This window comes from Paenibacillus sp. NPDC093718, from assembly GCF_050279985.1.
Lineage (GTDB): Bacteria > Bacillota > Bacilli > Paenibacillales > Paenibacillaceae > Paenibacillus_AQ.
On sequence record NZ_JBNNUS010000001.1, the window covers coordinates 1,126,665 to 1,139,763 of the forward strand.

General features: G+C 46.8%; 13 protein-coding genes and 1 riboswitch. Of the genes, 9 read left to right on the plus strand and 4 right to left on the minus strand.

All coding sequences use genetic code 11. The annotated features are described in order from the left end of the window. Nucleotides 1–7 precede the first annotated feature (7 nt). From ACQKPA_RS05485 to ACQKPA_RS05500, 4 genes are all read right to left on the minus strand, one after another. Entirely contained in the window at nucleotides 8–202 is a 195-nt protein-coding gene (locus ACQKPA_RS05485; protein ID WP_427490061.1) for a Spo0E family sporulation regulatory protein-aspartic acid phosphatase, read from the minus strand. Between the two features lie 196 nt (nucleotides 203–398). Next, a riboswitch (cyclic di-GMP riboswitch) is annotated at nucleotides 399–493 on the minus strand. Nucleotides 494–636: 143 nt separating this feature from the next. Then, nucleotides 637–1,281: a YitT family protein gene (locus ACQKPA_RS05490; RefSeq protein WP_427490282.1), complete on the minus strand. Its 645-nt coding sequence runs from the start codon at nucleotides 1,279–1,281 to the stop codon at nucleotides 637–639. 190 nt (nucleotides 1,282–1,471) lie between these two features. After that, entirely contained in the window at nucleotides 1,472–2,338 is an 867-nt protein-coding gene (locus ACQKPA_RS05495; RefSeq protein WP_427490063.1) for a phosphosulfolactate synthase, read from the minus strand. Nucleotides 2,339–2,449: 111 nt separating this feature from the next. Further along, the gene (locus tag ACQKPA_RS05500; protein ID WP_427490065.1) at nucleotides 2,450–3,760 is read right to left on the minus strand and encodes an MFS transporter; all 1,311 of its coding nucleotides are present in this window, start codon (nucleotides 3,758–3,760) and stop codon (nucleotides 2,450–2,452) included. Between the two features lie 183 nt (nucleotides 3,761–3,943). Here ACQKPA_RS05500 and ACQKPA_RS05505 point away from each other — a divergent pair, with 183 nt between their 5' ends. The 9 genes from ACQKPA_RS05505 to ACQKPA_RS05545 all read left to right on the plus strand — a co-directional run bounded on the left by ACQKPA_RS05505 (nucleotide 3,944) and on the right by ACQKPA_RS05545 (nucleotide 13,069). Next, nucleotides 3,944–4,651 (plus strand): 2-phosphosulfolactate phosphatase, encoded by a 708-nt coding sequence (locus ACQKPA_RS05505; RefSeq protein ID WP_427490067.1) that lies wholly within the window; start codon nucleotides 3,944–3,946, stop codon nucleotides 4,649–4,651. A 119-nt stretch (nucleotides 4,652–4,770) separates the two neighbouring features. Next, a complete protein-coding gene (locus tag ACQKPA_RS05510; protein ID WP_427490069.1) occupies nucleotides 4,771–5,157 on the plus strand; it encodes a hypothetical protein in 387 nt (128 codons plus the stop codon). Next, complete coding sequence (locus ACQKPA_RS05515) at nucleotides 5,154–6,422, plus strand: DNA polymerase IV (RefSeq protein ID WP_427490071.1); 1,269 nt, start codon at nucleotides 5,154–5,156, stop codon at nucleotides 6,420–6,422. Before ACQKPA_RS05510 ends, ACQKPA_RS05515 begins: the two co-directional genes overlap by 4 nt. Further along, nucleotides 6,419–6,757: a YolD-like family protein gene (locus ACQKPA_RS05520; RefSeq protein WP_427490073.1), complete on the plus strand. Its 339-nt coding sequence runs from the start codon at nucleotides 6,419–6,421 to the stop codon at nucleotides 6,755–6,757. Before ACQKPA_RS05515 ends, ACQKPA_RS05520 begins: the two co-directional genes overlap by 4 nt. A gap of 191 nt (nucleotides 6,758–6,948) precedes the next feature. Further along, the gene (locus tag ACQKPA_RS05525) at nucleotides 6,949–7,902 is read left to right on the plus strand and encodes an ABC transporter permease (RefSeq protein ID WP_427490075.1); all 954 of its coding nucleotides are present in this window, start codon (nucleotides 6,949–6,951) and stop codon (nucleotides 7,900–7,902) included. A gap of 12 nt (nucleotides 7,903–7,914) precedes the next feature. Further along, entirely contained in the window at nucleotides 7,915–8,844 is a 930-nt protein-coding gene (locus ACQKPA_RS05530) for a carbohydrate ABC transporter permease (protein ID WP_427490077.1), read from the plus strand. An 89-nt stretch (nucleotides 8,845–8,933) separates the two neighbouring features. After that, the gene (locus ACQKPA_RS05535) at nucleotides 8,934–10,430 is read left to right on the plus strand and encodes an ABC transporter substrate-binding protein (protein WP_427490079.1); all 1,497 of its coding nucleotides are present in this window, start codon (nucleotides 8,934–8,936) and stop codon (nucleotides 10,428–10,430) included. A 139-nt stretch (nucleotides 10,431–10,569) separates the two neighbouring features. Further along, entirely contained in the window at nucleotides 10,570–12,333 is a 1,764-nt protein-coding gene (locus ACQKPA_RS05540; RefSeq protein WP_427490081.1) for a sensor histidine kinase, read from the plus strand. Then, nucleotides 12,308–13,069, plus strand: a complete 762-nt coding sequence (locus tag ACQKPA_RS05545; RefSeq protein WP_127593255.1) for a response regulator transcription factor — start codon at nucleotides 12,308–12,310, stop codon at nucleotides 13,067–13,069. The genes ACQKPA_RS05540 and ACQKPA_RS05545 overlap by 26 nt, the downstream gene beginning before the upstream one ends. Nucleotides 13,070–13,099: the final 30 nt, after the last annotated feature.

Here is a 13,099-nt window from a genome sequence, read left to right on the forward strand (position 1 = left end):
TTTTGATTCACATATGCTTTTTGATATATTCCTCTTGGTTTTTTAATTGCATGTAACGAACAATCAGATCATCCAACGACTGTGAAATGGCGACAACATCTTGATGCACCAATTCAAAGCTGCCGGCCATTCGCTCAAGTTCTTTTCGGAGAAGTTCGAGTTTTTTCGATACTTGTTTGAGTTCGCTCTCGATAGAAATCACCTTGTTCACCCACCCCCGTCGTAACAAGTGATTGATGACAGTTGCTGATAATACGAATCAACCTAAGCTAAGCGGTTAATAATGGAATCGATCTTCTGTTCATCGCTGCTGCTGCATTCGGCAGCTCATAGCCAAAAATAAAAAAACTCCATCCATTATGATAACCACAACAAAATAGACGGAGGCTTCCGTCGTATTCGGCAGCTGGCTGGCATCGCAGTCTTAAGAAGATCCACATTAGCCCCTGTAGCTTTGCGTCGCCACTTTTCAGCGGGTTTGCTATTATCGTACGAAATATGAATTTGTCGAATATTCAAACATATTATGACATATTCAAACTATAACTTACATTGTTTTTCATTTAATATAGGCCGCACGACCTAAAATTTCATATTTTTGTTATATTTATCAATCACTCTCACACATGTACAGAATCACTTTTTGCGCCAAGCAGGTTGATAGACCGACTTCGGGGGAGGGAACTGGTGAATCCAGTTAATGATCCGGGTCGATATCCACTGGCATATAACTGCAAGGATAATAATTTTCCAATCGATCACATAGGCAGCGAAGGCGAATATAATTCCATTCATCCAGAACAATGAGGTACCTGGGTTGATTCTTTTATACTTATATATGGCTAAGGCAACATAACCGATTCCCCCGTTCGATACCCTCTGTTTTATGAGAATGGCGACACCTGTCCCGAGAATAACCGAGCCGAATAGAAGATCGATCCATACGTTGCCGAACGGGGGTTCTAAGAACACCTCGAAGAAATTAACGGAAACGGACGTCACTGTTATAACAAATATGGTCCCGAAGGCGCTGACACCATCAAGATAAGGGACTGTAAAGACGAGGAAAATAAAATTAGCGAGCCACAGTCCGAGACTCATCGGGATCTCGAACGCATGGTTCAGAAGCACCGCGATTCCAGCTCCTCCCCCCGAAGGAATGGCGTGAGGAAACAAGAACATAGCCATGGCAAAGCCTTGAATGATGGAGCCGGCGGTAATGTAGAAAAGTTTCTTGGAAGCATGACGATAGAAAAAGGGGCTCTTCCGCCCGGGTAGGATATGTAAGTTCACACGGAATCATCCTTCATAGATTAGAGTAACAAGCCAGTCCTGCTTTTTTAGTGTATGCTTGTTCCCTGAAGGGGATACCGGGATAGATCTTTTAAACGAAAATATGTATAGGCTGACTCTGGAGATATCCATAGGCAGCCCTCTAGTATTTATCATTCTCTTGTGGTTTGGTCTATGTTTAAATTACGTAACAAAATCCATCTGTTTGTTTCTCTCTCACCCCGAGCTCAAACGTATCTTGTCGAAGACCCCGGCGCATCGTTTCAAGGGAAAGCACTTCGGTGGGTTGGATATTTCCCAAATGTACATGAGGTCCAAATTTACGGAGAAGCATCGCTTGCTGCTGCTTAAGAGGTGCCTCCCAAATCAGCTTTCTTGCATCCGACACGTTGTCGATGATATGATTTATCATTTCTTCCTGACACTCGCCATGCTTATCGTAAATACCGATGCCTAGTCCTGACTCGCGCGCTTCAACGATGATAAACTCCGCGCCTACGTCTAAATCCGCTTCCATTGTATACGCTAGCATTTCGGCGTCGATGCGGGAACCGGATTGTTTTTTACCATACTCCGTAAAAACCCGAAGTCCGCGTTGTTTACCTTCCCGGATGAGTTCCGTTCGTTTTTTTCGAGACATCTCAATCGTGCCGTCAGATACCTCTATAGCGTTAAATCCAAGACGGCAAACGGTATTAAAAAATGCGGGAACAACATCTTGCTGCACGGCTGTCTCAAGCAAGGTCCCGCCGGGCATGACCGTGATTCCATGTTGTTTGGCTAGATTGATCTTGTATAGCAGCATTTCCGTTTTATACAGCGGAGCCGTCCCAAAACCGAATTTGACGCAATCGATGTAATCCGAGGCTGTTTCGATCACATCTGAGAACATGTTTCTACCCAGGCCTTTATCAATTACCATCGTCATCCCGCGTTCCATGACCCCGTAGGTGTCGTGGTATTTTTTGCCGTGTTCGGGATTTTCGCGCAGCCCGCTCGGATCACATATCTCCATGGGCCAAACTGTTCGCAGGGAACTGTTCATTCTAGGATCTCCTCAATTCTTTTTGATTTAGTCGTTTAATCCAATGACATTGGCATAATATGCTCATACCCATTGACAGGTGCCCATCTTTTGTCATAGGGATTTGCCCGGTCATCCGATCTGCCGAGGCGGCTTAATCAAAAAGAACACCAAACCTAGGGTAACCAAAGATAGTGAAGACACGGTTATAAAAACAACATGATCCGATTTATCCATCATCCACCCGAACAAGGGTGGCCCTGCTGCAACTCCCAAAAATCGCAAGCTATTATAAAGGGACGTAATCATCCCTCGCTCACTCTTCTCAACAGCGCCGGTAATCATCGTATTCAAGCAAGGAAGAAGCATTCCGGTTCCGATGCAGCTGACTGTCAGCAGCCCGATAAACACGTAGATGTTCTTAAAAAAGAAAAGTGTAGCTGCCAGAGATAGGGTCATGGCAATCAGCCCGATATTCATCAGCCAACGAATCAACAAGCCATTCTTCTTGATCAAGCTTCCAGTCGTATAGGAAGTGATAACCATCCCAAGCAATGGAATGGCCAAAATCAAGCCCTTCATGACCCCGTCAATGTTATAAGGCTTGTCTTCAAGAATGTTGGATAAATAAAACAGTATGCCAAACAAAATGAATAGCCCCAGCGAACCGGCAAAAAAAGCAGTGATGAGCCAGCGGCCTTTTTCTTTAAAAATGCCTCCGATTTTTCCGAGGTACTTCCTTAGTTCCTGCTTTGAATTATGCTTCGATTCTTTGATCATAAAAATGACGGCCAACAACGATAGTGCACAGAACACGGGAAATGCGAAGAAGGAAGCATACCATACGATCAGCATAAGCAAGGAGCCGATGATCGGGCTGAGTACCTTGCCCGCGCCATTGGAGGCTTCGATTAGGCCCAGTGCCTTGCTTTCTGTCCCGCCATCGTATAAATCGCCGACGAGCGCCATGGCAATCGGTGCTGTTCCGGCGGCGGCTAGCCCCTGAATCGCCCTCGCGGTGATAATCACCCCAAAAGAGTTCCAAATAGCACCGAATCCTGCCAGAATACCGGCACCTCCATATATGATCAGGGCGGGTATAATAATAACTTTGCGTCCAAATCGATCGGACAAATAACCAATAATCGGAATAAACAAGCCTGCTGCCAAGGAAAAAATCGTGATGATCAAGCTGCTTTGGAATTTACTGATACCCAGTTCCCTTTGCATTTCAGGAAGCCCCGGAACTAGCATGGAATTGCCGAAAACGAGCACGATCGGGATCGTTGCCAGTGCGATAAATTCCCACACTTGCCCCTTTGAGCCGGTAGAAGTTTTTGATTTTCCGGTGGATTCGCTGTCTTGTGTCTCCGCGGAGTCGGTCTGCAGGTCGATATCGCTATGAAAGCTGATATTCAGTTTTCGCTTTTTGGTCTTCTCCATGGTATCGCTCCTCGGACTTGAAGTTCGTGTAGAACAGAACATTTTCTTTATTTCCATGCTTCCTAATTATCACCACATCCGAATTTAATATTCCATCACTGCTGCTGAATCCATTAGAGGATTTGAGCACTCCTTGGATTTGGGCAAATATACTGTTACTAACCGGGGAAAAGGGGATACGACATGCCGATACAGATTATTCAAGGGCACCATCACACCTTGGACGCATCACACATCAATGTTGTAATTGATGTTATAAGGGCTTTTACCGTAGCTCACTATGCCTTTATCCATGGGGTTCAGGGTATCATTCTGGCAGGAACTCTGGACGATGCCTTGCGTCTAAAGAAAATCTATCCTGACTTTTTATTGGCGGGAGAGATACAGGGTCTTCCGATTCCGGGGTTTGAGCTGGATAATTCGCCTGCACGTTTACATGACTTCGATCTTCGGGAGAAATTTCTGATCCAAAAGACAACCAATGGAGTTACAGCCACCCTAAACGCTTTGAGCACCGAGCATCTATTCGTTACCGGGTTCACAAATGCAAGAACAACCGCAGAGTTTATAAAGAGGAACTTATTAAAAGACGATGACATGATGCTTAATGTAATTGCTTCGCATCCGTCAGGGGATGATGATCTGGCCTGCGCACAATATATATCGGAGATTCTCCAAGATACTAATCGTATATCTGCCGAAGAAACCATGGAACGAATTCGAAAGTCAGAAGCGGCCGGGAAATTTTACGATATTGAAAAACCGGAATTTTTGCAGGAGGATATTTCGTTTTGCATCCAAGAGATTCCTTCCGATTTTGTAATGAAAGTGAATCTGAACAAAAACCATCCGTTGATTGAAAGGTTCCAGTTGGGGGTCTTTAATCACTGATTATGATGGGTGCCGCTTGTGAGTTTCTGATTCGTCATCATAAGGGTATAATTTACATTGATAAAAGAACGAATGTTCGCATATAATACAAACAAACGTTCCCGTCAATGAGGTGGTTAATGATGTTGAGTATTGGGTTGAAACCAGATGAAACCCAACTGGTGAAGGATTATATTTTATTACCCCTTTTACTTGATGTGTTAGAGCATGACCGTTCGATCCTATGCAGAGCTGATTTAAAGACCCCGGAGCTAACGAATGCGATGATCGACCATTTGCAGGCAGCTGCATTATCCGATTTAGCTCTGGCTCGCAGGAAAATGCGTGAATACGCCATTAAGGTTTACGAGGATCGAAAAACAAAGCTTGGCATTGAGGTTGAATTCATCTGCAGAGGGTATCATCACAAGCTGTCTATACTGTGGGGGCTAATTGAGGCAGAGATCGAGCAGAGATCGTACACCTACCTGGGTCTAAAAATCGCAGATAAGGGGAGTCCGCTGTGAAATCATCTAACCGAGTGATCATGTTAGGGGATTGCCAGTCCTTTTATGCATCTGTTGAGAAAGCAGACCATCCCGAGTATAAAAACCGCCCTTTGGTCGTTGCAGGGGATCCGGAAAGACGTTCAGGCATCGTGTTGGCTGCTTGTCCGCTTGCTAAAGCAAAAGGAATAACGACGGCAGAGCGATTAGGAGAGGCGCTATCCAAGTGTCCGGATCTTGTCGTCATCAAACCCAGGATGCAGAAGTATATTGACGTTTCGATGCAAATCACGGAGATATACAAGAGTTATACCGATTTAGTTGAGCCTTACAGCATCGACGAGCAATTTTTAGACGTTACCGGTTCGCTGCATCTGTTCGGCACACCCGATGAGTTAGCCCAAACCATTCAACGTCATGTCCTGGATGCTACGGGTGTTTACGCTCGTTTCGGCATCGGCGAAACCAAAATCCTGGCTAAAACCGCCTGTGATAACTACGCCAAGAAAAATCCGTCCGGCATCTACACGTTGTCCAAGGACTCGCTTCCGGATACCCTTTGGAAACTGCCCGTTAGCTGCATGTTTATGGCCGGCAGCAAGATGACCCGCCACTTTAACGTAATGGGCCTGCCCACGATCGGCAGCGTGGCTCAGACGCCTCTTGCTAAATTGAAGCAGATGATGCGCCGTAAATTCGGTAAAAATTCCGATATTTCAGCCGAGATGTACTGGCGTATTGCCAACGGAATCGATGATAGCCCGGTAAGGCCAGGCACGCACCAGGTTGACCCTAAATCGGTTGGACACATGATGACCCTCCCTCGGGATTATACCAAGCTGGAAGAAATCAAGGTCGTGCTGCTGGAGCTGACGGAGTTGGTTTGCCAGCGATGCCGCGGTCTTGGTTTTATGGGGCATGTGGTGTCGGTCGGTTGTATGGGGGCAGACTTTGACCGCCCTACGGGATTTAGCCGACAGATGAAGATGGAGGATCCATCGAATATTACGAATCAGGTTTACCGCTGGGCATGCCGGCTGCTTGAAACGTATTGGGACGGCCTGCCGATTCGGCGGGTCGGTATTAGCTTGTCACAGTTTTCCCCAGATACGGAATACCAATTGTCATTGTTTGATACCGGACGGGAGCGGTCGATGGCACTTGAACGGGTGACCGATGCCCTGAAAAATAAATACGGGAATTCGATTGTGATCCGAGCCGTATCCAAAACGGACGCAGGTCAAGCGCTGGATCGATCAGCCAAGATAGGAGGACACTATAAATGACAACACGAAAAAAGCTTGAGGGCAATGGGCTGTGGGAATCCAGTCGGATGATGCTGCCGGAACACAAAGAAACCATCATTCGCAGGCAGCTGGAAGAAGGCAGGAAAGGCCGGCCGACGCTGGATCCGCAAGAAATGGAATTAATCGAGGGTACACTCGCCGAGTCATTTCATGAACACCGTATGATTACCGTGAGGCTATTCGATGAATATGAGGACACCGAATTGACAGGAATTGTCGTGCTGATCCACACGTTTAGACGGGAGATCAAACTATCCATGGCCGAAGAGGAATCGCGTTGGATTAAAATTGACGAGATCATTTCAGCAGGATAATGGTGGAACATAAATACCTCTGATCGGGATCAGAGGTATTTTTCTTTTGCTTATAACCAATAAATCTTTCGAATCTAACGTTTGTTGACTATAGTATCAAGTTTGTTATCTGGAAGCATCGAATCTTCCTCTTATACAATAAATCTAACAAGTGCACGATAAGCGAGATAACACCGTAAGGAGTGACAGACATGAGCTCACAAGCCGAACCCAAAAAACGAAAGCGCTTACGAATACGCTGGCACAAGCAGGATACGGAACTAACCCTCTTGGCGCTGCCGACCACGATTTGGTACATCCTGTTTAGTTTCTTACCGATGTTCGGGATCATTATCGCCTTTAAAAATTTCAGGATTAGCGGCGGCTTTCTGAGCAATGTGTTTAACAGTCCATGGGTAGGCTTCAAAAACTTCGAATTCTTGTTCAAATCGAATGACGCCTGGATCATTATCCGCAACACGATTGGATACAACATGGTGTTTATCGTGTTAGGGATTGTTCTGCCCGTTCTATTCGCGATTATGATCGGACTCCTCCACAGCCGCAAAGCGAGCAAAGTCTATCAGACGATGATGTTCCTCCCCTATTTCCTATCCTGGGTGGTCGTATCTGCGGTAGGCTGGGCATTCTTAAGCTTCGACAAAGGAATTGTCAATCAAATGCTCGTCAGTATGGGCAGCGATCCTATTAACTGGTATATGGAGCCGAAATATTGGCCATTGTTCTTGATTCTCTTAAATGTCTGGAAGGGTCTGGGCTATGGTATGGTCATTTATTTGGCAACCATCACGAGCATCGACAGCACCTATTATGAAGCAGCTGTTATTGATGGCGCTTCGATTTGGCAGCAGACGAGATTCATTACATTGCCCATGCTCAAGCTGGTAATCGTCATGATGTTCATCCTGGCCGTAGGGCGTATATTTTACACCGATTTCGGTTTGTTCTATCAGGTCACGCGAGACTCCAATTCGCTGTTCAACGTGGCGACCACCATCGATGTCATGGTGTATAAACAACTGAAAACCGCCACCGTAGGGATGGCATCCGCAGCCGCATTCGTACAGTCTGTTCTGGGATGCGCTACGATTCTGATCGCTAACTGGATTGTTCGTCGAATCGATCCCGATAGCGCGATGATGTAAGGAGGCAAGACGATGACACCAAAAACCACTTACGAGACGGGCCTTGAGAAGTTTAACCGTACAAATAAAGCCGTCAACCTGTTCTTCAACCTGGTATTTATTATGTTGGCGCTGCTCTGCGTCATACCTGTAATCGTTGTTCTGTCCATCTCCTTCTCCAGTGAGGAGTCCATCCGCGAGACCGGATATCATCTGCTGCCGGTTGCTCTGTCGGCCGAGGCTTACATTTACATCATCAAGCAGGGAACGATGATTCTGCGGGCCCTCGGTGTATCCGCCCTCGTTACCGTGGTCGGTACCGTGCTCGGGGTGCTGCTGACCGCCTCCATGGGTTACGTTCTCTCTCGCCCCAACTACAAGCTGAGGGGTTTTCTGACCTGGGTGGTATTCATCCCCATGGTATTCAACGGCGGCTTGGTATCCAGCTACTTCATTAACACGAATTTACTGGGACTGAAAGACAGCATTTGGGCGCTTATTCTCCCGCTCGCCGTTTCATCGTTCAACGTCATCATATGTAAAACCTTTTTCAAAAGCACGATTCCCGACGGGCTGATCGAATCAGCGGAAATCGACGGCGCGAGCCAGCTGCGAATCTTCTTCTCGATCATCATGCCGATCTCGCTGCCGGTCATCGCCACCATCGGATTGTTTCTCTGCTTTGCTTACTGGAATGACTGGTTTCAATCGATGCTGTATATCGACAACCAGAACCTGTATTCCCTGCAAGCGCTGCTCAACAGCTTAATGAGCAATGTTGATGCACTCGCCAAGAATGCCGCAAGCATGGGCGTAAGCTACGCCATGCTCGTCGCAACGATGCCGAAGGAATCCGCCCGCATGGCGGTCGCCATTCTCATCGTGCTGCCTGTAGCATTCGCCTACCCTTTCTTCCAGAAGTATTTTATTTCCGGATTGACGGTCGGCGCCGTGAAGGGCTAATGACGAAATAAGCCAAGACAAGCTTGGTTTATGATAAATATCCGCTGTACACACTTTAGGTATTTTAACTTCAAAAAGGGGGAAATGAAATGAAAAGAGCATTAAAGTTCATCTCTACGCTGTGCGTGCTGACACTTATGTTGACTGCTTTGGCAGCCTGCGGCGGCTCGAAGCCTGCTTCTACAACAGACGGATCCCAAGCAACGCCGGACACATCCAAAGACTCCGAAACGACAAGCAAGGATATTCCGACGTTAACCTGGTGGACCATCGGCGGCCAAGTGCCGAACAATTTCAGCAAAGCGGTTGATGCCATGAATGCTTATACGGCCGAGAAGATTGGCGTGAAGGTCGACATCAAGGTAGCCAGCTGGGGCGAATGGGACACCAAAATGAACACTATCGTGAATACCGGCGAGCCCTTCGACATCATGTTCACGAACAGCGGTAAATACAGCAAGCAAGTGGCAATGGGCGCGTTTGCCGATATTACGGATCTCGTTCAGAGCGAAACGCCCGACTTGTACAAACTGATTCCCGAGAAGGTATGGGAAGGCACAAAAATCGGCGGCAAATATTATTCCGTACCGACGTACAAGGATTCCGCACTGACGCAGTACTGGGTATTCGATGATAAGTATGTGCAAAAGTACAGCATCGACATTAATAATATCAAAACGCTGCAGGATCTGGATAAACCTCTCCATGACATGAAGGCTGGCGAAGGCAAAAGCTTCTATCCGCTGCCGATGACGCAAGGCGAAGGCTTGAACGGTTTCTTTAACGACTATGACGATTTAACCCTGGGCTTCCCTCCCATCGGCGTAAAAGCGGACGATGCATCACGCACGGTGGTCTCTGTACTTGAGCAGCCTGATGTCATGACAAATCTGAAGCTCCTGCATCAGTGGTATCAGGATGGCATTATTAACCCGGATGCTCCGACGAAGACGGAGAACGACAAAGGCAGACCGTTCTTTGCAGCCCAGGCATTCCCGGGAGCCGAGGTCAGCTGGCAAATCAATGACGCCATTGAAAAATATAATATGGTTCAGCATTATGGACCTATTTATACAACCAGTACGATCCAAGGCTCGCTAAACGCGATTTCAGCGAATTCCAAGTATAAGAAGGAAGCATTGAAATACCTTGAATTAGTGAATACCGATCCTAAACTTCGCAATATGCTGGCCTTCGGCGAGTTAGGCGTCGACTACAACAATGTCGATGGCGAAAAGGTGATTGAGCGTACATCCGATACTTGGCCGCTGGCTGCTTACACGCAAGGCACATTCTTCAATTTGGCGGTGACCAAGGGCGCCCCTGAAGATCAATGGGAACAGGTTAAAAAGCTGAACGATGCAGCGACCTCTTCTACGATCCTAGGCTTTGCGCTTGACATCACCGATCTTCAGACCGAAGTGGCGAACTGCCAAGCCGTATGGGATAAATACAAATATGAGCTGATCACGGGCGCATCCGATCCGGAAACCATGGTGCCGAAGATTACGGCTGAATTAAAGTCAGCCGGCATGGACACGATTATGCAGGCTGCCCAAGAGCAAATCAACAATTACTTCAAGTAAGATTACATTCAAGCGCATCCCTTAATGAGGCTCTCTTAAGGGGTGCTTTTTCCTTACGATCTATGAAGCTGGGCGTTAATCGTGTTAAATTGAGATTAGCACCACTTGTTTCAACGACCTGCTGCAATCGAGGTGTCGTATGGGCTCTTTTTTACAAATCAAAATTTATCGTCACAAGTTTATTGCCTATGTCATCTTCGTCGTGGCCATCGGACTCACGCTTGGTACGCTGACCTGTGCCATGCTGCTGAATCAATGGGTTGGCAATGCCCGTATCGAGGCGGCTAATGCCTTCTCGCGTGTGGAGAATGAGCTGCAGTATGATGCCGACCGCATCGAGGCTTACATGCAGCGAATGTATTCCAATCCCGGTCTGATGGATGATGCTCGCAGCTTTTTAAGCAGCAGTGCTGAGGGATACTTAACCAGCAGGCTGCAGAACAGCCAATTCTCACAGCCGCTGGTTTCTTTTCCGGAGGATGTTAAGACCTATCTGTACAGCTGGGCGCAAGGTGAAATCACGCAGATAAGCACGCATACCAACAAGTATGGCAATGTCGTCCGTTTTAATGATAACGGAATTGCAAGCTTTATCTTCGGGCTTCCGAATACGGATGAAACTTTTCGCGACACCTTGATGAAGGGATTCGTATATCGCAAGAAACTGTCGGATCCAACGTCAGGTTCCCAGGAATTCGGAGAGCTGCGCTTCTTGGTCAGCAGTGAGCAAGTCTTTAAATCCGTTCAAAGCTTTCGATTGGGTAATGCAGCTGCCGTCAGCCCTTCCGGTGAAATATATTTGATCGGTAACGAACAGGACCTGGACCTGGAGGAAGTATCCCGGCTAGCCGCGGCGAATGGACGCAGTCACGGTATTATTTCTAAAGGTGTTTTGAAACATATCTTTTTTGTCTCCTTTCCATCCACCAAGTTTAATTTCAAATTCGTCAGTATCATCGATTTATCCATGCTCATTCGTCAGCATGCCGGGATGCTGATCACCATCTTCCTGATCATATTGGCGGCCATGATTAGTGTGCTTCTTCTCATTGCATACAATATGCGGGATGATGCCCTCTTCCTGCGCCGTATCATTCAATCGATTGGACGTGTGAAGATGGCCAATTTTACGCCTAACCGTCCTGCCCGTTACCGTCGAAATGAATACGGCATGATCGCCCGGGAACTAGACGATATGATTCAGCAGCTGGATAAGCATATCCGTAATGAATATCTGTTAAAGATTAAACAGCAGGAAACTGAAATGAAAGCGCTTCAACACCAGATCAACCCTCATTTTTTATACAATACATTGGAGGTTATCCGCTCCACTGCTCTTGTCAATCAGGACAGGGACACCGCTGATGCCATTGCAACGCTGGGGGCGCTCTATCGTGAAATCGTCAAAAAGGAAAATATCATTTCGATTGCGAGCGAACTGGAATTACTGCAGAAGTACTTGGAGATTATGGAGTTTAAGTATCCCGAGCGTTTTTATTATCAAGTTAATGTAGAGCCGGCGCTGCTTCACATCCCTACCGTGAAATTCTGGATGCAGCCTTTGGCGGAGAATTTTTTCATCCATGGCTTTAATGCGAATCATGAGTTTAATTTGTATGTCGTTAATGGCTATGAAGCCGAAGACGGTTACGTACTGGAATTCGTGGACAATGGACGCGGTATTCCTCCAGATCGTTTACATACCGTTCGAAGCACAATGTCTAATCATGATGAACCTTCTTCCCATAGTATCGGGCTGCGCAACGTATATACGCGCCTTCACTTTTTCTACGGGAACGGCTGTTCAATAGAGATTGCGAATAATGAGGAAGCTGGAGTCAACATATCCGTGCGGATTTCAAAAGAGGTGATTGAACATGTACAAACTGATGATTGTGGATGACGAACCTCAGATTTTGGAGGGAATGAAGCGAATCCTGGATTGGAAACAATACGGATTTGGTCGGATCGAAACCTGTGAATCCACGGAGGAAGCCATGTCCAAAGGGGTTGATCTGCTGCCGGATGTCGCCATATTCGATGTTTGCATTGGCAAGGAGCTTGGATATGAAGCCATCCGCAGGCTGAACGAATTTCAAATTCCTACGAAATATATCATTATGAGCGGCTATAGTGAATTTACATATGCCCAGGAAGCCATTCGCTGTGGCGTCAAAGACTATCTGCTCAAACCTGTCGAACGCACCAAGCTGCAGCAAGTCATTGAGAAGATCATCGTCGAAGATCTGGGCGGTTCGATCGGTAACAGGAACGGCGAAAGCCTGAACAAGGACCCGGTATTAGGTGTAAGCTATGACAGCTTATCCAAGCTGGTCAACCGCATCCTGCTAATGATCAGGACAGAGTACGCTCAGAATATCACCTTGAAATCCGTGGCGGAGCGTTTCCAGATGAACAGCACCTACCTTGGACAATTGTTTCTTAAAGAAACAGCCATGAAGTTTTCCGAATACCTTATGGCTTACCGCATGCTGCTTGCACAAGAACGAATTCAATCAACAGATGAGAAGATTTCCTACATCGCCTTTTCCGTCGGCTACAACAATCTCAACTATTTCTATACGCACTTTCACAGCTTTTTCCGAAAATCTCCTTCTGAACTGCGGGGAAAAGGGTAACAGCGAACGCGGCGAAAAAGGAGGATACCG

Bases quoted from the DNA above. Each gene is read 5' to 3' on its own strand.
- ACQKPA_RS05495 (WP_427490063.1), bottom strand. From the start codon at position 2,338: ATGAACAGTTCCCTGCGAACAGTTTGGCCCATGGAGATATGTGATCCG.
- ACQKPA_RS05500 (WP_427490065.1), bottom strand. From the start codon at position 3,760: ATGGAGAAGACCAAAAAGCGAAAACTGAATATCAGCTTTCATAGCGAT.
- ACQKPA_RS05505 (WP_427490067.1), top strand. From the start codon at position 3,944: ATGCCGATACAGATTATTCAAGGGCACCATCACACCTTGGACGCATCA.
- ACQKPA_RS05510 (WP_427490069.1), top strand. From the start codon at position 4,771: ATGATGTTGAGTATTGGGTTGAAACCAGATGAAACCCAACTGGTGAAG.
- ACQKPA_RS05520 (WP_427490073.1), top strand. From the start codon at position 6,419: ATGACAACACGAAAAAAGCTTGAGGGCAATGGGCTGTGGGAATCCAGT.
- ACQKPA_RS05525 (WP_427490075.1), top strand. From the start codon at position 6,949: ATGAGCTCACAAGCCGAACCCAAAAAACGAAAGCGCTTACGAATACGC.
- ACQKPA_RS05530 (WP_427490077.1), top strand. From the start codon at position 7,915: ATGACACCAAAAACCACTTACGAGACGGGCCTTGAGAAGTTTAACCGT.
- ACQKPA_RS05535 (WP_427490079.1), top strand. From the start codon at position 8,934: ATGAAAAGAGCATTAAAGTTCATCTCTACGCTGTGCGTGCTGACACTT.
- ACQKPA_RS05540 (WP_427490081.1), top strand. From the start codon at position 10,570: ATGGGCTCTTTTTTACAAATCAAAATTTATCGTCACAAGTTTATTGCC.
- ACQKPA_RS05545 (WP_127593255.1), top strand. From the start codon at position 12,308: ATGTACAAACTGATGATTGTGGATGACGAACCTCAGATTTTGGAGGGA.